This window comes from Actinoalloteichus sp. AHMU CJ021, assembly GCF_002895405.1.
Taxonomy (GTDB): Bacteria; Actinomycetota; Actinomycetes; order Mycobacteriales; family Pseudonocardiaceae; genus Actinoalloteichus_B; species Actinoalloteichus_B caeruleus.
Window position 1 is genome coordinate 2,897,052 of the sequence record NZ_CP025990.1, and the last position, 22,003, is coordinate 2,919,054.

Genomic DNA, 22,003 nt, shown 5'->3' on the forward strand with positions numbered 1-22,003 from the left:
GGTGGTGCCCGCTCCTGATCTCGGGGGAGGGGCGGCGGGTTTGGTCCTCCGGCCGGTGGGGCACCAAGGCGGTACCGTCGATCCACGGTCGGCGATCATCCGCGGGGGTTGTCTGTGACCGAGTGGTTGCTGTTGGGCGTCGTGGTCCTGCTGGTGTTCCTGAACGCGTTGTTCGTCGCCGCCGAGTTCAGCCTCGTCACGGTCGACCGCGCCACCGTCGAGGAGCGGGCCCAGCGCGGGGACGCCCGTTCCGCCGGGGTCCTCTCCGCGCTGCGGACGCTCTCGACCCAGCTGTCCGGCGCGCAGCTGGGCATCACCGTGACCAGTCTCGTCGCCGGGTACGTCGCGGAGCCCTCCCTCGGCGCGTTGCTGGTCGGCCCGCTCGACGCCGTCGGTCTGGGGGCCGCCGCCTCCGGCGTGGCGTTCACCCTGGCGTTCGTCCTGGTCACCGCCTTCCAGATGGTGCTGGGTGAGTTGCTGCCCAAGAACTGGGCGATCGCGAGGCCCCTCGTGGTCGCGCGGGCGGTCGCCGGTGCCCAACGTGGTTTCACCGCGCTCGCCCGCCCCCTGCTGCGGGTGCTGAACGGCAGCGCCAACGCACTGCTGCGGGCGGTCGGTGTCGAGCCCCGGGAGGAGCTGGCCTCGGCGAGGTCCGCGCAGGAACTCGCGTCACTGGTGCAGCGGTCCGGTGAGGAGGGCACGCTCGACTCGGGGACGGCGCGCCTGGTCACCCGGTCCCTCGAGTTCGGCGAACGCACCGCGGGGGACGTGATGACCCCGCGCGGGCGGGTGCGCTTCGTCCGGGCGGACGCGCCGGTGTCCGAGGTGGTCTCCCGAGCCAGGGCCACCGGCCACTCCCGGTTCCCGGTGGTCGTCGACGACCTCGACGACCTGGTGGGGGTGGTGCACCTGAAGCACGCGGTCGCGGTCCCCGTCGACCGCCGGGCCGCCACCGAGGTGCGGGCGGTCGTCTCCGACGCCCTGCTGGTGCCGGAGACGCTGCCGCTCGACCCGTTGCTGGTCCGGCTGCGGGGGTACGGGCTGCAGCTGGGGGTGGTCGTCGACGAGTTCGGTGGCACCGCCGGCGTGGTCACCTTGGAGGACGTGGTCGAGGAGATCGTCGGGGACATCAGCGACGAGCACGACCGGCCGGTGTCCCAGGCGCGCCGACTCGCCTCGGGGGCCTGGCTGCTGTCCGGGTTGCTCCGGCCGGACGAGATCGCCGAGATCACGGGGACCGCGCTGCCCGAACACCCCGACTACGACACGGTGGCCGGGCTGGTGAGCCACCTGCTGGGCCGCATCCCCGAGGTCGGTGACGAGGCCAGGCTGGCGCTGCCGGGCCAGGAGGTGGTCCTCACCGTTCGGCGTCGGGACGCGCTCCGGGTCGATCTGGTGGAGCTCCTGGTGCGGGACGAGGCGGAGGGAGAGCCCGGCCGGCGCGCCGGTCCGGATGCCGAGCCGGGTGACCCGGCGTCGGGTTCACCGGGTGGGACGGGCCGGGGCGACCCCGGCCCGCACGGCCGGGGCGGCCGCGCGGATCGAGGGGGTGAGGACCGTGACCGGTGAGCTCACCGCCCTGGTCGTGGCCGTCGCGCTGCTTGCCGGCAACGCCTTCTTCGTCGGAGCGGAGTTCGCCCTCATCTCGGTGCGGCGCACCCAGTTGGAACCGCGGGTCCAGGCGGGTTCCCGGGTCGCCCGGCTCACCCTGCGCGCCGTGGAACGGGTGTCGTTGATGATGGCCGGCGCGCAGCTGGGGATCACGATGTGCTCCCTCGGCCTGGGCGCGGTGGCCGAGCCGGCGGTCGCGCGGCTGTTGGAGGGGCCGTTCGAGGCGTTGGGGGTTCCGGCGGGGCTGGTCCACCCGGTGGCCTTCGCGGTCGCGATGGCGGTGGTCGTCTACCTGCACATGGTGTTGGGGGAGATGGTGCCGAAGAACCTGGCGGTCGCGGGCCCCGTGCCCGCCGCCCTGGTGCTGGGGCCGCCGCTCTACCTGCTGGTCACCATCCTGAAACCCGCGATCGTGGTGCTCAACGCGGTGGCGAACGGCCTGCTCCGGCTTCTGCGGGTCGAACCGAGGGAGGAGGTGGCGTCGGCCTTCACCCGGGAGGAGGTGTCCGCGCTGGCCGCCGAGTCCCGGCGGGAGGGACTGCTGGACGCGGACGAGTACCGGCTGCTCACGGGTGCGCTGGCGCTGCCGGAGAGCAGTGTGCGCTCGGTGCTGCTCCCCTTGGCCGACCTGGACGCGGTACCGACCTCCGTGACACCGGCCGACCTCGAGCGGGCGGCGACCCGCACCGGTTTCTCCCGGTTCCCGGTGGTCGACGACGCGGGAGAACCGGTCGGCTACCTGCACCTGAAGGACGTCCTCGAGGAGGACCCGGCGCGGCGGGAGCGGCCGGTGCCCTCGGAGCGGGTGCGGCCCCTGATCGGCGTGCGGCCGGAGGACACGCTGGAGAGCGCGTTGGGGTTGATGCGTCGGCACCGCGCGCACGTCGCGGCCGTGCGGGGCGCGGACGGGCGGACGCTGGGGATCGTGGCGCTCGAGGACGTGGTGGAGGAGCTGGTGGGGGAGATTCGGGACGCCACCCGTCGGCGCTGATCCCGGCCACGCCCTCCGTCCCCGGGGCCGGGTTCCGGCTCAGGTGGGCGGTCCGACGAGGAAGGGCTCCGGGTCGTCGAGGATTCCCCGCACCACCCAACCGGCGGCCCCCTGGACGGCGGCCCGGCTGCCCAGCACCGAGGGTTCCACCGCGATCGGAGCCCACCCGGAGGACACGACCCTGCGGTCCAGCTCGGCCAGCAGCGTCGAGCGCAACCAGGGCTCGAGCCTGGCGTAGGTACCCCCGAGCACGACGGTGGGGATGTCCACGAGGTTGATCACGTCGGCCATCGCGATCCCGAGCCAGCGTCCCGCGTCGGTCACCGCCGTCAGCGCGGCGGCGTCGTGGTCGCGCAGCCGCCCGAGCAGGTCGGCCATCCCGTCCCCTCCACCGCCTTCGGGCTCGGCCGGAACCCCGGCCGCGGCGAGCACGGCCGCCCGGCCGGCGAGCCGTTCGAGGCAGCCCCGGCCGCCGCAGGAACAGGGTGGGCCGGCCGGGTCCACCGACAGGTGGCCGATCTCGCCGCCGAAGCCCCGCACGCCGGGGAAGAGCTCTCCCGACACCACGAGACCGGCCCCGATGCCGATCTCGCCGGACACGTGCACGAAGTCGCGACGGTCCTCCCGGCCACCGAACCAGAGTTCGGCGAGGCCGGCGAGGTTCGCCTCGTTCCCGACGAGCAGGGGGCGGTCGGTCACACCCGTGCGGGCGCGCAGCTCGGTGTGGAGCGGGACGTCGCGCCAGCCGAGGTTGGGGGCGCTCCGCAGCAGGCCGGTCGAGGACTCCACCAGGCCGGGGACCGCCACGCCCACGCCGCCCACCGACACCCCGAGCCGGGCCGCCTCCGCCTGGGCGAGCCCGACGAGGTCCGCCACCTGGGAGAGGCCCTCCTCGACGGTCCGTCCCCGAGGTTCCACGTCCCGCGTCCAGCTGACGCGGACGCGTCCGGTGAGGTCGACCAGCGCGCAGGAGAGGGTGTCCACCCCGATTTCGACGCCGAGCCCGTGCGGCCCGGTGGGGGACAGCGACAGCGCGGTCCCCCGCCGCCCCCGGCCGACCCGGTGTTCGGGGCCGCCGTCGACCACGAGGCCGGCCGTGATCATCCGGTCGACGAGGCTGGAGACGGTGGCCTTGGTGAGGCCGGTACGCGCCGCGACGGACGCTCTCGACAGCCCGTCGGCCGTCGCGATGGTGTTGAGCACCAACGCCGAGTTGTGCCTGCGCACCGTGTGCTGCCCGGCCGGGCCCGACTGGTTCACCCGGCCACCCTAGTTTCCGGCCGGTGCCAGGCGGACGAGCGCGGTGAGGTCCTGGCCGCCGCGCCCTGAGGGGAACGTCCTGGCCAGGACGCCCGCGGGGCCGGGCCGCACCACCCCGGTCGTGCGCCGGCCAGGTGGAGGGTTGACCCGACCGGACCACGCGCGTACAAATTCAGTCATCAAACTATTTGGGGCACCGGGAGGCAGCGTGGCCGACAAGCCGACTCGCGAGGACAGGTTCAGCTTCGGTCTGTGGACCGTTGGCTGGCGGGCGAACGACCCCTTCGGGGACGCCACCCGCGCCGCGCTCGACCCGGCGGAGGCCGTGCGCCGACTCTCCGAACTCGGCGCCTGGGGCATCACCTTCCACGACGACGACCTCATCCCCTTCGGGAGCGACGCCGCCGCCCGCGACGGGCACATCGGCCGCTTCAAGCAGGCCCTCGAGGAGACCGGGCTGGTCGTCCCGATGGTGACCACCAACCTGTTCGGGCACCCGATCTTCAAGGACGGCGCCCTGACCAGCAACGACCGGTCGGTGCGCCGGTTCGCGCTGCGGAAGGTCATGCGCAACATGGACCTCGCCGCCGAACTCGGGGCGAGCACCTACGTGCTCTGGGGCGGCCGTGAGGGTTCCGAGACCGACGCCGCCAAGGACGTCGCCGCCGCGCTGGACCGCTACCGCGAGGGCGTCGACACCCTCGCCCAGTACTCCATCGACCAGGGCTACGGCCTGCGGTTCGCCATCGAACCCAAGCCGAACGAACCGCGCGGGGACATCCTGCTGCCCACGATCGGGCACGTGCTGTCCTTCGTGTCCACCCTGGAGCACCACGAGCTCGTCGGCGTGAACCCCGAGGTCGGCCACGAGCAGATGGCCGGCCTGAACTTCGTCCACGGCATCGGCCAGGCGCTGTGGCAGGGCAAGCTCTTCCACATCGACCTGAACGGCCAGAAGGGACCGCGCTACGACCAGGACCTCGTGTTCGGGCACGGTGACCTGCTCTCGGCGTTCTTCCTCGTCGACCTCCTCGAGCACGGCGGGTACGACGGACCCCGGCACTTCGACTACAAGCCGCTGCGCACCGAGGACACCGACGGCGTGTGGGCGAGTGCCGCGGCGAACATGCGCACCTACCTGCTGCTGAAGGAGCGGGCGGCCGCCTTCCGCGCCGACCCCGAGGTCCAGGCCGCCCTGGAGGCGTCCCGGGTGCCGGAGCTGTCCCAGCCCACCCTCGCGCCCGGCGAGTCCGTCGCCGCCTTCCGCGCCGACCGCACCGCGTTCGAGGACTTCGACGTGGAGGCCGTGGCACGCCGGGGTTACGGTTACGTCGATCTGGCCCAGCTGGCGCTGGAGCACCTGGTCGGCGCTCGCGGCTGACCCGAGACGCCCTGGGTGTGGCGCGGCCGGCTGGGCGCGCCACACCGAGCACGGGGGTGAAGATGACCAGGCAGCGCGTGGCCGTCCTGGACCGCGTCGGTCATGTCAGGACCGAGGAGCGGGAGGTACCGGAACCGGGAGTGGGGCAGGTCCTGGTCCGGGTCGCCGCCGTCGGCGTCTGCGGTTCCGACGTCCACTACTACGAACACGGCAGGATCGGGGACTTCGTCGTCGACTCGCCGCTGGTCCTCGGCCACGAGGCCTCCGGAACCGTGGTCCGACTCGGCCCGGAGGTCCTCGGACCGGAGGTGGGCCAGCGGGTGGCACTGGAACCGCAGAGCACCTGCGACCGTTGCGAGCAGTGCGCGCGGGGCCGCTACAACCTGTGCCCCAACGTGGTCTTCTTCGCGACGCCCCCGGTGGACGGCGCCTTCGCCGAGTACGTGGTCGTCGACGCCCGTCGGGCCCACCCGGTGCCCGACGGGTTGTCCGACGAGGCCGCCGCCCTGATCGAGCCGCTGGCCGTGGCCGTCCACGCCACCGCCAAGGCCCGGGTGGAGCCGGGGCAGAGCGTCCTGGTCAGCGGAGCCGGGCCCGTCGGACTGCTGTGCGCCCAGGTCGCGCTGGCCAGGGGCGCCGGCCGGGTGACCGTCACCGACGTCAACGAGCACCGGCTGCGGGTGGCCGCCCGCCTCGGCGCCCACCAGGTGCTGAACGTGGCGGAGGAACCCGACGCGGACGTGGCACCCGCCGAGGTGGTGCTCGAGTGCAGCGGGGCTGCCCGCGCGGTCGAGTGGTCGGTGCGGCGCGCCGCACCGGCCGGCACCGTCGTCCTGGTCGGGATGGGCGCCACGGTGACCTTGCCGCTCGACCTGATCCAGGCCAGGGAACTGTGGATCACCGGCACCTTCCGGTACGCCCACGCGTACCCCGCCGCGATCGCTCTCGCGTCCTCGGGAGCCGTCGAGCTCGACGACCTGGTCACCGGCCGGTTCGACCTCGACGGCGTGGAGGACGCGCTCCTCTCCGCCCGCCGGGACCCGACCGCACTCAAGTCCGTGGTCAGCCCCGGAGGGCTCTCCCGGGCGTCGGCACCAACCACCTCCGACCGAGCAGGAGAACAGGCATGACCGAGCAGCGCACGCTGGTCGCCGGCATCGACTCGTCCACCCAGTCCTGCAAGGTGGTGGTGCGGGACGCCGACACCGGGGAGCTCGTCCGGCAGGGGCGGGCGAGCCACCCGGACGGGACGGAGATCGACCCCGCCCTGTGGTGGGGGGCCTTAGGCGAGGCGGTGGACCAGGCGGGAGGGCTGGACGACGTCCAGGCGCTCTCGGTGGGGGCCCAGCAGCACGGCATGGTGTGCCTCGACGAGGCGGGGGAGGTCGTCCGGCCCGCCCTGCTCTGGAACGACACCCGTTCCGGTCAGGCCGCGCTCGACCTCCGCGCCGAACTGGGCGCGGACGGTGCCGGCGACCGGGCCTGGGCCGAGGCGGTCGGGGTGGTCCCGGTCTCCTCCTTCACCGTGACGAAGCTGCGCTGGTTGGCGCGCAACGAGCCGGCGGCGGCCGAACGGACCGCGGCGGTCGCGCTCCCCCACGACTGGCTCACCTGGAAACTGGCCGGCGCCGCCGGGATCGAGACCCTCGCCACCGACCGCAGCGACGCCAGCGGTACCGGGTACTGGTCGGCCACGACCGGGGAGTACCGGCGCGACCTGCTCACCCTCGGCCTCGGGCACGACGCGGTGCTGCCGGCGGTGCTGGGGCCGAGGGACACGGCGGGCAGCACGCCGACCGGGGCGGCCCTGGGGGCCGGCGCTGGAGACAACGCGGCCGCCGGTCTCGGTGTCGGCGCGCGCCCCGGTGACGTCGTCATCTCGATCGGCACCTCCGGCACCGTGTTCGCGGTCGCCGACAACGCCGTCGCCGACCCCAGCGGCATCGTCGCCGGGTTCGCCGACGCCACCGGTCGGCACCTCCCCCTGGTCTGCACCCTCAACGCCGCCCGGGTGCTCGACGCCGTCGCCGGCACCCTCGGGGTCACCCTGGACGAACTGGGGCGCCTCGCGCTGTCCGCCCCGGCGGGCAGCGACGGGCTCGTCGTCGTCCCCTACCTGGAGGGAGAGCGCACCCCGGACCGCCCGGACGCCACCGGTTCGGTGCACGGCCTGACCCTGCGCACCTCCACGGCCGCGCACCTGGCCAGGGCCGCGATCGAGGGCATGCTCTGCGGCCTGGCCGACGGGCTCGACGCCCTCATCGCCCAGGGGGTCCGCTGTGACCGGGTCCTCCTGGTGGGTGGGGGCGCGCGGTCGGAGGCCGTGTGCCGCATCGCCTCGGCGCTGCTCGGACGTCCCGTGGTGGTGCCCGCTCCCGGCGAGTACGTGGCCGACGGCGCGGCGCGGCAGGCCGCGTGGCTGCTCTCGGGCGGCACGGAGCCGCCGGAGTGGTCCATCGGTGACACCCTCGGTTACGAGGAGGACGCCGCTCCCCAGGTGCGGGAACGGTACGCCGCCGCCCGGGACAAGGTGCTGCCCCAGGTCGGTTGACCTCGCGCACCCCTGGTGGTGGGCCGATGCGGGTTCGGGACCGTCGCGGTGTCGGCCACCCGCGGCACCGGGACGTCCGTTCCAGCGGCTCCGGGCGCGGGCGGGCGCGGCGGAACCGGGCCGCCGGCGCGCCGCTCGTGGCCGGCACCGGCCGCGTGTCCCGCCGTGGTCGGTCCGTTCCCACGTCGGTGTGAAACAAAGGAACGATGGGACGAACGCGTATCGCCATCGTCGGCACGGGGGGCATCGCCCACGCCCATGCCGACGGGCTCAGCGGGCTGGCCGAGCGTGCGGAACTGGTCGCCGCGGTCGACGTGGACCAGGGGCGGCTCGACGAGTTCGCCGAGCGGTGGGGCATCGAGAACCGGTACACCGACCTGGCCACGGCGTTGCGGGAGGCGGCACCCGACCTCGTCCACCTCTGCACGCCCCCTGGGGCGCACCACCAGCAGGCCATCGCCTGCCTGTCGGCGGGTGTCCCGGTGCTGTGCGAGAAACCCCCGACCCTCTCGCTGGCCGAACTCGACGACATCCTGGCCGCCGAGCGGGCCGGCGGGGCCCGGTTCGCCACCGTCTTCCAACACCGCTTCGGCAGCGCCGCGCTGCGGCTGCGCCGCCTGGTCGAGGCCGGTGACCTCGGCAGGCCGCTCGTGGCGGTCTGCCACACGCTCTGGTATCGGCCTGACGAGTACTTCGCGGTGCCGTGGCGCGGGAACTGGGAGATCGAGGGCGGTGGCCCCACGATGGGCCACGGCATCCACCAGATGGACCTCCTGCTCTCCGTGCTGGGCGAGTGGGCCGAGGTCACCGCCGTCGCCGACCGGAAGGCGCGCCCCACGGCCACCGAGGACGTGTCCTGCGCCCTCGTGCGCTTCGAGAACGGTGCCGTGGCCACCGTGGTGAACTCGCTGCTGTCGCCCAGGGAGACGAGCTATCTGCGGTTCGACCTCGAACACGCGACCGTCGAGGTGGAGCACCTGTACGGGTACCAGGACCAGGACTGGCGGGTCACCCCGGCGCCGGGGCGGGAGGCGGAGGTGCGCGCGGCGTGGGACACCGGGGACGAGGACGTGGCCAGTGGGCACCGCGCCCAGTTCGACGCGCTGCTGACGGCCCACGAGGGCGGCCTGCCGCTCCCCGTGTCGGCCGCCGACTCGCGGTCCACCCTGGAACTGGTGGCGGCGATCTACGCCTCGTCCTTCACCGGCACGCCGGTCCGCCGGGGCGAGATCACCGACGGCCACCCCTTCCACGGCCGGATGAGCGGTGGCGCGGTGCCGTGGCCAGCTCCCTAGGAAAGCGTTTTCCACCTGACATCCGTCCCGAGAGGGGTCTGGCGCGGGGCGAGCGCGTCCGTACGGACCGCCACCCGGCACCCGGCACCAGCAAACCAGCGGACCAGAGCGTTCCCCGGGTGATGACCGCCCCCGGGACCCCGGACCCGAACCCCGAGAGCACCGACCCGACCAGCGGAGGCGAGCCGTCCGTGCGCACCGAGTACGCCAGCCCCCGTCCGGAGCAACCTGCCTCCGGACACCGGCCACTGCCCACCTCGACAGAACCAGCCCCGGCCGGCCTCGGCCTCCACCACGACGCGGAGCGCTCGCTCCAGGTGACCGTGGACGGTCGGGAGATCGTCCGCTACGTCTACCGGCCCTGGGACGTCCAACTGGAGTCCCCCCGACCGTTCTTCCACCCGCTGCGGACGCTCGGCGGTGACCTGGTCAGCCTGTTCCGCCCGCACGACCACGTGTGGCACCGGGGCATCGCCTGGTCACTGCCGCACGTCGGCGAGGACAACTTCTGGGGCGGCCCCACCTACGTGACGGGCAGCGGTTACCAGCAGCTGGACAACGACGGGTCGATGGACCACGAGGGCTTCGCCCGGGCCGAGCTCACCCGGGGCACCGCCGTCGTCGAGGAGGCGCTGCGCTGGCACACCCAACAGGGCGTGCCGAGGATCGCCGAACACCGCCGCTTCGCGGTCGGGCTCGCTCCGGAGGTCGACGCCTGGGCGCTGGCCTTCGAGTCGACGATGACCAACCTCGGAGCCGAGGCCGTGGCCTTCGGCAGCCCCACCACCAAGGGCAGGGAGAACGCGGGCTACGGCGGTTTCTTCTGGCGGGGGCCCCGATCCTTCACGGGTGGGCGCATCGAGCTGCCCGGCACCACCGGAGCCGACGAACTCATGGGCGAACGGGCGCCGTGGGCGGCGTTCGTCGGCCAACACGACGACCACGGCAGGTGGTCGACGCTCACCTTCGTCGACGACGAGTCCAACGCGGCGGCCACCGGGGCCGGCGGGCCCACCCGGTGGTTCCTCCGGTCGGACCCCTTCGCGGCGGTCTGCCCCGCTCCCTTCTTCTCCACCGAAGTCGACCTCGACCCGGGGGCGGCGCTCACCCTGCGCTACGCCGTCGTGATCGCGGACGGGGACCGGGGACAGGACGGCTGCGCTCGTCTGGCCGAGGCCGGGGTCCGCGCGCTCGCCTCGCTCGCGTCGGACGAGGGGGGCCAGCGGTGACTGGCGGGATCGAGCCCGGGTCCGCCGAGGGCTTCCCCGGCGCGACGGCCGTCTCCCACCTCCGCGTGTACGACTGGCCGGCCGAGGACGGCCGGCGGGGCGGGTCGCCGCACCTGCACACGGCCTCGAGCGAGGGCTACGTCGTGCTGTCCGGCGAGGGCCGGCTGGAGACGCTCGGCGCCGATGGATACCAGGAGACCCCGTTGACCAGGGGGACCCTGTTGTGGTTCACCCCGGGGACGGTGCACCGGCTGGTCAACCTCAGTGGTGACCTGGAGATCCTCGTCGTCATGCAGAACGCCGGGCTTCCGGAGGCAGGTGACGCGGTCCTCACCTTCCCCGCCGAGGTGCTGGCGGACGGGGCGCGGTACGCCGACGCGCACCGCATCCCCGCCCCGGCACCCGACGAGGGACCCGAGGACCTCGACAGCCCCGCCGCGCTGGCCGCCCGCGCCCGCCGCGATCTCGCCGTCAGCGGTTACCTGGAGCTGCGGGAGCGGGTTCGCGCCGAGGGCCCTGGCGCGCTGGAGCCACTGCACGACGCGGCGGCCCGCCTCGTGGCGCCCAGGATCGACGAGTGGCGGTCGAGGTGGGAGCGGGGCGCGGCCGCCCAGGCGGATCACACCGGGCGCGCGTTGGCGGACCTGGCCAGCGGGCGCGGCCCCCACCTCAGGGACGCGCGGGTGCGTTCGGTGCTCCCGAGGACCGGGCCCCTCGGATACGGGATGTGCGGCCGGCTGCGGGTCTGGGACCTGGATGGAGCCGTGGTAGCGGGCGGCGGCGACTGAGACCGGCGGCCGGGGCGCGGGCGACGGCCCCGTTCCGGCCGCTCCCCGCGACCGGGCCGGTAGGGCGTGCTCCGCCGCGCGCTGGTCCCGAGGTCAGTCGGTGGCGGCGGCGCGCGCCGCGCGGACGAACTCCTCGATCAGGAGGTGGTCCTTCACACCCCGTTCGCGCTCCACGCCGCTGGAGACGTCCACACCCCAGGGGCGGAGCACCCGGACGGCGGTTCCGACGTTGCCGGGGCGAAGACCACCCGCGAGCAGCCACCGCCGGCCCGCGAGGAGTTCGGCGTCGGTCGGGGACCAGTCCCAGCTCTCGCCGGAGCCCGCGACCGGGGAGTCGACCAGCAGCAGGTCCGCCCGAGGTTCCTCGCCGTCGGCGGGACCACCGCGAACCGAGTCGATCGGCACGGCCCGCACCAGCCGAACGGGGAGGTCGCGCACCTCGTCGAAGGCCGACGCCGGGTAGTCGCCGTGGAGCTGGAGCGCGCCGACCCCGGACTCCACCGCCAGTGCGCGCGCACCGGCGGCGGACACACCCCGGACCACTCCGACGGTGAGCACCTCGGGGGGAACCAGTTCGGCGAGCTCACGCACCCGTCCGGGCGCGAGCTGACGCGGGCTCTCGGTCAACACGAAACCGATCGCGTCCGCTCCCGAGGACACCGCCACCTCGACCGCGGCCTCGGTCGTGAGCCCACAGATCTTGACGAACACCCCCCAAGCCTAGTGCCACCGGGCGGAACCCGGTGGCGCCCGGTCCGGCTCCCGAATCCCGGGGACCCGTCCTCTCGGGGGCGCCCGGTCGCGGGGCCCGCACCCCAGCGGACGGGAATGGGAATGCCAACCCCATTCGTGGTCGGACCCGTTCCTCGGAAAACACCTCCGCCGACGGGATGCGGAAACGGGTCGGGCAGGTCCCCGCGCCGGCTGGGAACAATCCGTCGAGGAGTCGTGCGGGTTCTCGTGGCGGGCGAGCGGTCGCGGGTTTTCCGCCGCCGCCGGAACCGGATCACGTTTCGCGCTCCGCCCTTTCTCGATAACGGGACGCCGTTTCTCCGGAAATGGGCGGCGCGCGCTCCTCGGCTCGTGCCGCCCGTGGCCGGGATGGGCGCGCCCGTGCTCGGCGCGGTGCCGGGCCGGGACGCCGTCACCCTGCGTGGGGGAGGGGCGCCGTCGACGCGCCCGTCGCCTTCGAACACCTGATCGACCGCGACATCCCGTGGAGTGTCCCCCATTCCGGGGGCGGGCCGCCCGGGAACCGGGTGAGTCGATCGCTCGAGCCCCGGGTGGTGGCCGTCGTCGGCCGAGCGGTCCCCCGGCCGGGTTATGGATCATTCGTCAGGACCGCACCCGATGTGGCCGATGTCCGCTCTGCCGTGATCGCGACGTGATCTCGCCTGGTCGTCGCGTCGTGACTCCTCCGGGACGGACCGCCCCCGGCCGCTCCGGTCGCTCCGCTCGGTGGAGGCACAACGGGAATCGTCGACGGTGTTAGAATCGTGCGATGGCGCGCGAAGAGGATGGAGAACTGATCCCTCTCAACCCGCCCTTCGACGTCGTCTATCGCGGTTTCCACAGAACCCAGGTCCTGGATTACGTTCGGTCGCTGGAGGGCGACCTGCGCATAATCGCGGCCGACCGGGACGCCGCGTTATCGCAGTGCGCCGATTTACGGAACAGCCTGGAACTCACCCGGCGGGACCTGGACCAGGCGCGGGAGGCCGCCGACCGCATGGTCCAGGAGCCGGTCAGCGCCGCGACGCTGAGTGAACGCCTCCAGCGGATGCTCGCCCTGGCCGAGTCCGAGGCGGACGCGCTGCGGGCCCAGGCCGACGAGTACGTCGTCAACCGCAGGGCGGAGGCGGAGCGCGAACGCGACGACCTCTGCCGGGAGTACGAAGGGCTCGTCGCCGGCCAGGAGGAGCACCGCCGCCAGGTCGAGCGGGACTACGAGCGCCGTGTCGCCGACATGGCCAGGGAGTACGAACGCCGGTACGCCGGCATGTTGGCCGAGGCGGAGGCGGTCCTCGCGGACGCGAAGGCCAAGGCCGAACAGCGGGTCTCCGACGCGACGGCCGCCGCGGAGCAGACGGTGGCCGAGGCCACCACCACCGCGGAGCGGATGGTCGCGGAGGCGACCGCGACCGCGGAGGGGATGGTCGCCGAGGCCACCCGCAGGTGCACCCACATCGAGTCCTCCTCCGCCGCCAGGCGACGCCAGGTGGAGAAGGACTTCGAGATCGCGATGGCCAAGCGGCGCAGCGACGCGGCGCGGAGACTGCGCGAGCACGAGGCCGAGGTCGAACGACGCCTCCACGCCAGGACCAGGCAGGTCGACGACCACGTCGAGAACCGACTGCGCCACGCCCAGGACAGGGAGGACGAGGTCCGGGACGCCCAGCGTTCCGCGCTCGCCCAGTTCGAGGTGGCCCGGCGACTGCTCGACCAGGCGGCGGACAGCGTCCACGTCCTGCCGGAGCGCCGGGACGCCGCCCGGCCGTCGCGGCAGCCCTCGGATGCTCGCCCAACACCCCCGGCCGAGCGGGGAACGGTGGGTGCCTCCCCGCCGGCGGACCTCCCCGCCCGGGCCACGACGGGACCCGCCAGCCGGGACCAGGCCCCCGGCGCGGTGACGGACGAGGCCGCCGAGGAGGGGGACGACGACGCCCCGCCCGCGCGGCAACAACCCGGGAAGTCGCTCGCCGCGCAGTCGGCGAAGAAGAACCGCAACGCACGCGCCCGGTCTCGGCGTCCGGCGAAGTCGCGCCGCTGAAGGGGGTCGCCGGACCCGCCACCCGTGGCGGGGCGTCCGGCGACCGTTCCTCACCTCAGGCGCGACCGATGCCGACCCGTGCCCGCAGACAGGTGGAGAGCGCGTCGGCGGCGGTGAGCGCGTCGACGAACCGCGTGTACAGCGGCGCGAAGCCGAACCGGCAGACGTTCGGCGGGCGGTGGTCCCCGATGACCCCCTGGCGTTCCAGCGTCGCCATCACCGCCCGCGCGTCGTCGCACTCCAACGCCACCTGGCTCCCGCGTCGTCCGTCCTCACGGGGCGTCAGGAGGCGGAACGAGCCCGGTGGCGCCAGGGCGTCGAGGCAGGACACGAAAAAGTCGGTGAGGGCCAGGCTCTTCCGCCGGACCTCGGCGAGGTCCACGTCCGCCCACACGTCCAGCGCCGCGTCGAGCGAGAGCAGGGAGAGGATCTCGGGCGTACCGGTGCGGAGGCGGGTCGCCCCCTTGGCCGCCCGGTACTCCGGCTCCATGCCGAAGGGGTCGGCGTGCGAGCACCAGCCGGCCAGCGGTTGGTCGAGCCGGTCCTGGAGGTCGGAGCTGGCATAGCAGAAGGCCGGCGCGCCCGGGCCGCCGTTCAGGTACTTGTAGCCGCAGCCCACGGCGAGGTCGACCTCGGCCCGGTCCAGTCCGACCGGCAGGGCTCCCGCGCTGTGCGAGAGGTCCCAGAGGGTCAGGGCGCCCGCTCCCCGGGCGGCGGCGGTGAGCGCGGGGAGGTCCCACAACTCGCCGGTGCGGTAGTCGACGTGGTTGAGCAGCACCAGCCCGGTGCGGTCGTCGAGGCGGTCCACGAGCTCCGAGGGGTGGCACGGCACCAGTGTTGCCCCGGTGAGCCGGGCCGCGGACTCCGCGAGGTAGCCGTCCGTGGGGAACGTGGTCCCGTCGACGAGGAGTTCGGTTCGACGCGGGTCCCGCCCGACCGCCGCCCGCAGCCCCGCGACGGTCAGGCGGAACACGTTGACGCTCGTGGAGTCGCCCACCACGATCTGGCCGGGAGCCGCGCCGACGAGCGGTGCGATCCGGTCCCCCACCCGTTCCGGGGCGTCCCACCACCCGGCGTCGCGCCACGACCGGATCAGGCCCCGGCCCCACTCCTGCTCGACGACCTCGCGCAGGCGGCTCGGGACCGAGGTGGGAAGCGCCCCGAGCGAGTTGCCGTCGAGGTACACGAGCTCCTCGTCCAGGTCGAACTGGTCGCGGAGGTGGGCCAGCGGGTCGGCCGTGTCCGCGGCGGCCGCCCGTGCGGCCAGCCCCGCGACCGACGTGTCCCGGCCGTCAGCCACTCGCTGTGGCACCACGTGCCTCACACCCTTCCTCGCGCGGACCAGAGTTCGGGGAACACCGGCCGAGCCGCTCGCTTCGTCAACCAGGCGACCCCCGAGGAGCCACCGGTACCAGTCTTGTCACCCATCGCCCGCCGGGTCGCCATCAGGTGGTCCTGCCGCCACCGCCACACCCCCTCCGCCACGTCGGTGAGCACCTCGCCGAGCGAGAGGAGATCTCGCTCCTCGTCGGCCGTGCCCTCCGCGCGGTAGATGTCGGCCCAGGCGCGTTCGACGGCCTCCGTGTGCTCGTGGCGCAGCGAGGGCTCGCGGTCGAGCACCGACGCGGGGAGGGGGTGGCCGCGACGGTGCAGCAGCCGGAGGGCCTCGTCGTACAGGCTCGGGGTCGCCAGCTCCCGTTCCAGGCTGGCGTGGGCCACCGGATCGGCCCGGTGCGGGGTGAGGAAGTTCGTCGAGCGGTCTCCCAGCACGAACTCCAGGTGCCGGTACTGCGCGGACTGGAAACCCGACCCCTCGCCCAACGCCGACCGGTAGGAGTTGAACTGGGTCGGGGTGAGCCAGGCGATCGGCTGCCAGGAGGCGACCAGCGCCGCGAGGGTCGGAAGGCTCCTCCGCAACGAGGTCACGCCCGTGGCCACGTCGTCATCCCGGAGCGCCCGTCTCGCGTGGTCCCACTCGTGCGTCAGCAGGCGGAACCAGAGCTCCATCACCTGGGTGGTGACCAGGAACGCCATCTCGGCCGGGTCGCCGGAGCGGGGTTGCTGGAGGCTGGTCAGCACGGATGCGCGCACGTAGTCCTCGTACGGGGTGGCTCCGCCGAAGTCGAGCCTCGGTTCGGATTCGTCGTCGACCGGCATGGGGTCCTCCTGTCGGTGTCGGCGTCGGTGTCGGACCGCCTCGGGGTCGCCGCGGGGCCCGCCCAATTCCACCCGCTGGACGGAGAAAGCGGAAGGACCGCGCCGCGACTCACCCGCCGTTCGCGGCGCGGCCGCGTCCACCGGTGCCGGGTGGGGCGCGCGCCCACTGCCCCCGGGAGCCCACGGGCCGGGCCTCGACCGGCCGAGGCCGGCTGTACGGCACCTGAGCTGGGCCGGAACGCGCATCCGATGGTGCTTGATGTGCCACCTCGACGGGGAGCACCGCCTGGTTGGTGCCGCCGGCGGCGCAACCTCCCGCGTCAAGGCGCGTCTACTCTCCGTGGGGGCCGACCGGCCCGAATTCCGAGATGTAGCGGGTGCGAGGCGTATGAGTGGTAGGTGGGACGGTCCGCGGCAGCCCCCGAGACGACCCCCGCGACAGCCGCCGCCGGACCGGACGGCGATGATGCCCCAACCTCCGCACGGTCGACGTCCTCCGCCGCGCCCGGGGGGTGGACGGCCCCGCCCCGGCGACGCGGACCGACCCCGGGCCACCAGCACCGCCCATCCGCCGCCGAGGGGCCGGGCGCGCCGGCGGCCGCGCTGGGGCCGGCGGCTGATGGTCCTCCTGCTGGTCCTCGTGGTCGGCCTCGGTGCCCTGGTCTTCTGGTTGGACACCCGGTTGAACCGCGAGGAGATCCTCGCCGACTACCCCGGCCGTCCCGCCGGCACGGCGGGCACCAACTGGCTGATCGTGGGCTCGGACAGCCGGGAGGGCCTGGACGACGACCAGCGTTCCGACCTCGCCGCCGGGGACGCGGCGGGGCGGCGGACCGACACCATCATGCTGGTCCACGTCCCCGACAACGACACCCCGCCCACGATGGTCTCGCTGCCCCGTGACTCCTATGTGCCGATCGAGGGGTACGACGACAACCGGATCAACGCGGCCTTCGCCTTCGGCGGCCCCCAACTGCTGGTCCGGACCGTCGAAGGCGCCACGGGCCTGCGCATCGACCACTACGCGGAGGTGGGGTTCGCCGGGTTCGCCGGGATCGTCGACGCGGTCGGCGGTGTCGAGATGTGCCCGGACGAGCCGATGCGGGACCCGTTGGCCGGACTGGACATCGAGGCGGGGTGCCAGGAACTGGACGGCGCCCAGGCCCTGGGCTACGTGCGGACCCGTGCGAGTGCGCGGGCGGACCTCGACCGGGTCGAGCGGCAGCAGGAGTTCTTCTCCGCGTTGATGGACCGGGCCACCAGCGCGGGCGTGCTCGCCAACCCCTTCCGGGTCTTCCCCCTCGCCTCCAACGGTGCCGAGATGCTGACCGTGTCCGAGGGGGACCACCTCTGGCACCTGGGTGGGCTCGCCCTGGCGATGCGGAGTTTCTCCTCCGGCGAGGGGGTGAGCACCACGGTGCCCATCGGGTCGATGGAGCGCCGGCGGGGCATGGCTGTGGTGCTGTGGGACCAGGCGGCGAGCCAGCAGCTGTTCGGCGCACTCGCCGAGGACCGCCCCGTGCCGCCGGAACTGGTGGGCGGCTGATGACGAGGGCGTCCGGGCGGGATCGCTGACGAGTCCCCGCCCGGACGCCCTTCGCGTGGAGCCTCGGTCAGATCTGGCCGCTCAGCTGGCTCTCCGGTTCGGTCCACTGCTGTTGGCGTTGGCGCACCTCCCAGGCCAACCGCTGCTCAAGCCATTCCTGGGCCAGGGTCGTCGGAGCGGTGTCCAGCTCCTCGGCGAGCTGGCGCAGCTGCTCGCTGGACTCCGGTCGCAGCCGGAGCTGGAGCACCTGGGCCTTGCCGAAGCGGAGCCCGGTCGCGGTCGTCTCCTCCTCGCTCTCCGGCGCCAGCGCGGCCAGGTAGGAGTCGAGTTCGTTGTCCGGACCCGCCTCCGTCCCCTGCTTCACCGCGGGGCGCCGCCGTCCTGAAGGTTTCGCTCGTCCGAAAGCCACCCGTCAACGATAACGACTTGGTTGCGGTCGCCCAAGGGGGCGGCGGCAAGCACATCGTCCTCAGTGGACTCGACGTGCCCGGGGCCGAGGGTGGCGCGAGGCCCAGGAATGCGGAGGCCCCCGCGCCAGGGGGAGGAACGCGGGGGCTGGAGGGGAATCTCCACAGTGCTGGCTGGGGGTTTGCCAGCGGGGAAATTGTCGCACGTCGGGCCGTGATACCGCATCGGATTCGTCAACTTTCCTTCGTGATCTTTCCGTGAGGTGACCAGCTGCCGCCGTTGGGCGGCAGCTGATGACCACCCAACGGTCGTGTGGGGAGGGCCGAGCGGAGCACTCGGTCCCGGACCGCCCTGAGCCAGGGCCCCGGCTGGTGCGGTCGGTCACCTCCGCCCGCCATGCGGCGACGATGGGGGCACGCGTTCCCCCGTTGTACCGGGAGCCCACCGCGCCTGTCGCCGACGACGCGTCACTCTTCGTGTTCGAAGCGGGTGGTGGGGACCAGGGGTCGGGAAGGCGGGGTCGGGAGGGTGTCTCCGGGGCCCGCGCGGGGTAAGCCCGGGAAAGCCACGCCCAACCGGGGTGGGCGACTCCGGGGAGCGGAGCCATTTGTCCCCGGAAGAGTGGTTTGAACTGACGTCAGCGCGGCACTCTACAGCGAAGACAGAGGTGCGTTAGCACACTACACACGGTAGTAATCGAATCACCCCTGCGGGGGGCTGCTGATGGGGTCGGCGGGCAGATACTCTGCGCCGAAACCAGATCGGGGAGGTGTCATGGCCGGCTCACTGGACATGCGGAAGTTCCTGTGGCAGAGCGATGAGCCGTTGTCGTCGACGCCGCAGGTGCCGGCGCCGCGGAACGGCGAACTGCCCAGGGTCTCCGAGGAACAGGTGCACCGGGCGCGGGTGGCGGTGGCGGCCGGCGCGACCGGAGCGGAGGACTGCCGGTTGCTGCTGGACATGCTCGGCCTGACACCCGGCGAGGACGGGGTGCCGCCCGTGCGGCGGTGACCACGACGTTGGTAGCGGCGGGGGTGGGCGCGTTGGCGCCCACCCCCGCCGCGTGTTCGGCGCCGGGGCGCCGAACCAGGCGCGCACCCCCCGGAGCGCGACTGATCTCGGGTTGGCGGCCGCGAAGGCATCGGTGATCTCGAAACGCGGCGACCGTCCCGGGGGAAACATACCGACCGGTCCCTTTCCCGGCAACGGGTCGCGTATCGGCAGTAATGGTTCCGGCGTGCGGCCTACTCGTTCGGGCCACCAATGTGGGTGACACGGTAACTTTGTTGATCACCGACCGATGTCGTCGGTGTGGGCCTCGGCCGGGGTCCACCTGTCCGTGTTTCCCCATGTTGGAGCCGCAATGCCGCAGCAACATCGGGCCAGGGTCACCCGCGAGGCCATAGTGCTGGCCGCCGCCAGGGAGTTCGCCCGTCTCGGGTTCGGGGCCACCTCGCTGAACATCATTCTGGAACGGAGCCGGGTTACCAAGGGCGCCTTCTATTTCCACTTCCCGTCGAAAGAGGCGCTCGCCCAGCACTTAATTGACCATTCAAGGAGGGGGTGGATGGAAATCGAGCGGCACCGGCTGCGTGCCGCGTCCGACCCGCTGCGCACCGTGGTCCTCATGGTCGACGACTACGCCCGCCTGTTGACCGAGGACGAGCTCGCCTGGGCGGGGATCCGCCTCCTGGGGGAGGACGGCGGACCCGGTGAGCTGTTCGGGGCCTGGTACGTCAGTTGGGAGGGGTTGCTGCGCCGGTTGTTGACCGACGCCGGGCGGAGGGGACTGCTGCGGCCCGGCGTCGACCCGGGGGACGTGGCCGGTGTGATCGCCGCCGGTGTCGTGGGGGCGAGAGCCGTGTCGCACGGCACCGCCGGGAGCGGCGATCTCGCGGATCGGGTCTCCCGCCTCTGGCGCGTGGTGCTGCCCGGTGTGGCCACGGCGGGGTGGTGGAGCGAGTTCCAGGGCAGCGACCCGGCTCTCGTCGGTGCCTGACGCCGTCCGCCCTCCCCGGTGGGGCAACGGGGCGCGGCCGGGTGGGGCGGGCGACGGGGCCGGGTGGCCGATCGGGGCCCGCGCCGGCACCGGTCGCCATCCGGGCGGCCCCACTCGTTCCCTACGCCGAACGGAGTAATCTGGCGAGTGACCAGCGCCACGTTCGCGATGTTGTTCGCCCGTGGCACTTCGGGAGGGGGGTGCGCGCCGGGGCGCCGCGGAGGGCTTGAAGGGCCAAAATGCCCTCTGACCAGCGGAGATGCCCTCGATCGCCGGGACGGGGAAGGGGTTGTCGTTCGCGTGCCCAGAGGGGTCGCGGGCCTCTGACCACCCGTTTTGGCATTCACCTCGAACGTGTCCTAAGCTATGCGTGCTCCCAACGAGAGAAGTTAACAAAATCGTTGAGGGCGAGGCCGGGTCAGGCTAGTCCGGCCACGCTCCCATCGTCTAGCGGCCTAGGACGCCGCCCTTTCAAGGCGGTAGCGCGGGTTCGAATCCCGTTGGGAGCACGGCACAACACAAGGCCATCAAGGCCCCGTGGCGCAGTTGGTTAGCGCGCCGCCCTGTCACGGCGGAGGTCGCGGGTTCGAGTCCCGTCGGGGTCGCCAGAGCTATCGGTCAGCATGACCGGGAGCGAACGGCCAGGTAGCTCAGTTGGTACGAGCGTCCGCCTGAAAAGCGGAAGGTCGCCGGTTCGACCCCGGCCCTGGCCACAGCGGACGAGCAGCAACGAGAGGGCTCCACCCAGCAGGGTGGGGCCCTTCGTCGTGCGTGCCGGACGCGGCCCCGCCTGCGTGCTGGTCCCAGGCGGACGCGCGTTGCTGGCCCGGGGAACCGACTCGCGAAGGGTGCGGCTTCCGCACCCGACCTCCCCGCACCTCCGATCCCGCGCACCGGCCGTGGTGGGCCAGCTGGCGCCGCCGGCCGGTTCTCGCGCCGCCCAGGGGCGGCCGCTGCCCGGCGGGACGCGCTCCCCCGCCGTCCGCTCGCGTGTGCGGCCCAGCGCGGGACCGTGCCGACACGCTCGTCCGGTCTCCCGTCCGGGGTGGCGGTGCCTCCCCGGCCCGTCCGAGCACGCCGAGTGGGATGCCACGTGCCCGGCGGTCGAGGAGCCCTCGCCCGCCCCCCCGGTGCGAGGCGGTGACCCGCTCCGGCCACCCGCGGTGGCCCACTGGACCAACGCTGGTCGTGGCGCGCCCCCGTGTCCGGCTGGGCTCCGGGGAGGCGAGGAGGGGGAGGGAGCGAGCCGGGCGAGTGGCGGCGGGGCCGGCGAACCCGCCCACGGGAGCGCGTGTCGGCGTGGAGCGCCAGCCTCGACGGAGTAGCAGGTGTGACTCTGCGCTGATCGCGGGTCGCCTCGGTCGATCGCGCGGCCGGTTCGGCACCGCCGATGGCGGAGCGGGCTGAGCCGTTCGTCGCGCCCGCCTACGCTGATCGTTTCGATCCGATAACAGACGGTCACCGGCTTCTGGTTCCGCTGCGTGACGGCCCTCCGCCGAGAGCTCGACACCTGTCAGGACCGCGCGGAGTGCAAGTCCGAAGATCAACTCTGTCGAGGGACATGTTCGCGGCGGTGCGTGACTTGATCCATCTCTTCGAAGGTTTTTTCTCGCCTCGAACGAACGATTGTCAGCCGTCTGATTCGGAACGCTGCGCCGTGAGCCGGGTGGTTGACTGCGCCCGGTGGTGCCGCGGGTCGCCGCTCGCCGTCGCGGACGTGCGGACACCGGGGCACCGCCGGGATGCCTGGCAAGAATGGGAAAGGCTGGGGGTTCATCAGCGTGCACACGCAGCGCACCGTTCGGTTCTCGCGAAGCTTCCAGGACGGGACGGGTACCACCGCTACCGGCGTACTGTCCGGACCAATCTCCCTCGACACCGCACAGGACACGACGACCCTGCCACTGGCGAGGCCCACGTTCGCCACCGCCGCAGCGGAGGAACCCCGGGCGAGCGCCCCGACGGGGCGACCCCCGACAGCGGTCGACGGTGGGCATCCGCATCCGCATCCGACTCC

The 22,003-nt window shown here is 73.3% G+C and carries 17 protein-coding genes and 3 tRNA genes; 15 read left to right on the plus strand and 5 right to left on the minus strand.

Translation table 11 applies throughout. The features are described 5' to 3' along the window. The first annotated feature begins 114 nt into the window (after positions 1-114). Both C1701_RS12310 and C1701_RS12315 read left to right on the plus strand, forming a co-directional pair. Positions 115-1,569 carry a hemolysin family protein gene (locus C1701_RS12310; RefSeq protein WP_026419660.1) on the plus strand — a complete coding sequence of 485 codons (1,455 nt, stop codon included), beginning with the start codon at positions 115-117 and terminating at the stop codon, positions 1,567-1,569. Continuing rightward, positions 1,559-2,602 carry a hemolysin family protein gene (locus tag C1701_RS12315; RefSeq protein ID WP_026065774.1) on the plus strand — a complete coding sequence of 348 codons (1,044 nt, stop codon included), beginning with the start codon at positions 1,559-1,561 and terminating at the stop codon, positions 2,600-2,602. The genes C1701_RS12310 and C1701_RS12315 overlap by 11 nt, the downstream gene beginning before the upstream one ends. Before the next feature lie 39 nt (positions 2,603-2,641). Here the strand turns inward: C1701_RS12315 and C1701_RS12320 are convergent, their stop codons facing one another. Further along, positions 2,642-3,862, minus strand: a complete 1,221-nt coding sequence (locus tag C1701_RS12320; protein WP_103055943.1) for an ROK family transcriptional regulator — start codon at positions 3,860-3,862, stop codon at positions 2,642-2,644. 208 nt (positions 3,863-4,070) lie between these two features. Between C1701_RS12320 and xylA the strand changes: the two genes are divergently transcribed. The 6 genes from xylA to C1701_RS12350 all read left to right on the plus strand — a co-directional run bounded on the left by xylA (position 4,071) and on the right by C1701_RS12350 (position 11,106). Then, the gene (xylA, locus tag C1701_RS12325; RefSeq protein ID WP_026419658.1) at positions 4,071-5,243 is read left to right on the plus strand and encodes a xylose isomerase; all 1,173 of its coding nucleotides are present in this window, start codon (positions 4,071-4,073) and stop codon (positions 5,241-5,243) included. A 62-nt stretch (positions 5,244-5,305) separates the two neighbouring features. Next, the gene (locus tag C1701_RS12330; protein ID WP_030226646.1) at positions 5,306-6,373 is read left to right on the plus strand and encodes an alcohol dehydrogenase catalytic domain-containing protein; all 1,068 of its coding nucleotides are present in this window, start codon (positions 5,306-5,308) and stop codon (positions 6,371-6,373) included. Continuing rightward, the gene (gene xylB / locus C1701_RS12335; protein WP_030226643.1) at positions 6,370-7,794 is read left to right on the plus strand and encodes a xylulokinase; all 1,425 of its coding nucleotides are present in this window, start codon (positions 6,370-6,372) and stop codon (positions 7,792-7,794) included. The genes C1701_RS12330 and xylB overlap by 4 nt, the downstream gene beginning before the upstream one ends. Before the next feature lie 206 nt (positions 7,795-8,000). Next, entirely contained in the window at positions 8,001-9,089 is a 1,089-nt protein-coding gene (locus C1701_RS12340) for a Gfo/Idh/MocA family protein (protein WP_026419655.1), read from the plus strand. Between the two features lie 122 nt (positions 9,090-9,211). Further along, the gene (locus C1701_RS12345; RefSeq protein WP_245588871.1) at positions 9,212-10,318 is read left to right on the plus strand and encodes a PmoA family protein; all 1,107 of its coding nucleotides are present in this window, start codon (positions 9,212-9,214) and stop codon (positions 10,316-10,318) included. Beyond that, positions 10,315-11,106: a cupin domain-containing protein gene (locus C1701_RS12350; protein ID WP_245588870.1), complete on the plus strand. Its 792-nt coding sequence runs from the start codon at positions 10,315-10,317 to the stop codon at positions 11,104-11,106. Before C1701_RS12345 ends, C1701_RS12350 begins: the two co-directional genes overlap by 4 nt. A 93-nt stretch (positions 11,107-11,199) precedes the next feature. Here C1701_RS12350 and C1701_RS12355 read toward each other — a convergent pair whose 3' ends face one another. After that, entirely contained in the window at positions 11,200-11,817 is a 618-nt protein-coding gene (locus tag C1701_RS12355) for a phosphoribosylanthranilate isomerase (protein ID WP_026419652.1), read from the minus strand. Positions 11,818-12,607: 790 nt separating this feature from the next. On the opposite strand from C1701_RS12355, the gene C1701_RS12360 reads away from it, so the two are divergent. Then, on the plus strand, positions 12,608-13,876 hold the full coding sequence (locus C1701_RS12360) for a hypothetical protein (protein ID WP_103055944.1): 1,269 nt from the start codon (positions 12,608-12,610) through the stop codon (positions 13,874-13,876). Between the two features lie 55 nt (positions 13,877-13,931). Here the strand turns inward: C1701_RS12360 and kynU are convergent, their stop codons facing one another. Further along, positions 13,932-15,191 (minus strand): kynureninase, encoded by a 1,260-nt coding sequence (gene kynU, locus C1701_RS12365; RefSeq protein ID WP_337662251.1) that lies wholly within the window; start codon positions 15,189-15,191, stop codon positions 13,932-13,934. Between the two features lie 5 nt (positions 15,192-15,196). Beyond that, entirely contained in the window at positions 15,197-16,033 is an 837-nt protein-coding gene (locus C1701_RS12370; RefSeq protein WP_103055946.1) for a tryptophan 2,3-dioxygenase, read from the minus strand. A gap of 619 nt (positions 16,034-16,652) precedes the next feature. Here C1701_RS12370 and C1701_RS12375 point away from each other — a divergent pair. Further along, positions 16,653-17,579 carry an LCP family protein gene (locus C1701_RS12375; protein ID WP_030104579.1) on the plus strand — a complete coding sequence of 309 codons (927 nt, stop codon included), beginning with the start codon at positions 16,653-16,655 and terminating at the stop codon, positions 17,577-17,579. A 67-nt stretch (positions 17,580-17,646) separates the two neighbouring features. Here C1701_RS12375 and C1701_RS12380 read toward each other — a convergent pair whose 3' ends face one another. Then, positions 17,647-17,943, minus strand: a complete 297-nt coding sequence (locus tag C1701_RS12380) for a hypothetical protein (protein ID WP_051314162.1) — start codon at positions 17,941-17,943, stop codon at positions 17,647-17,649. Between the two features lie 818 nt (positions 17,944-18,761). Between C1701_RS12380 and C1701_RS12385 the strand changes: the two genes are divergently transcribed. The 5 genes from C1701_RS12385 (at position 18,762) to C1701_RS12405 (ending at position 20,699) form a co-directional block, all read left to right on the plus strand. Next, on the plus strand, positions 18,762-18,998 hold the full coding sequence (locus C1701_RS12385) for a hypothetical protein (RefSeq protein WP_016700499.1): 237 nt from the start codon (positions 18,762-18,764) through the stop codon (positions 18,996-18,998). 352 nt (positions 18,999-19,350) lie between these two features. Further along, a complete protein-coding gene (locus tag C1701_RS12390) occupies positions 19,351-19,986 on the plus strand; it encodes a ScbR family autoregulator-binding transcription factor (RefSeq protein ID WP_162147322.1) in 636 nt (211 codons plus the stop codon). Positions 19,987-20,422: 436 nt separating this feature from the next. Next, a tRNA-Glu gene (locus C1701_RS12395) sits at positions 20,423-20,495 on the plus strand. Positions 20,496-20,517: 22 nt separating this feature from the next. Beyond that, positions 20,518-20,594: transfer RNA gene (locus tag C1701_RS12400), tRNA-Asp, on the plus strand. Between the two features lie 31 nt (positions 20,595-20,625). After that, positions 20,626-20,699: transfer RNA gene (locus C1701_RS12405), tRNA-Phe, on the plus strand. Positions 20,700-22,003 lie beyond the last annotated feature (1,304 nt).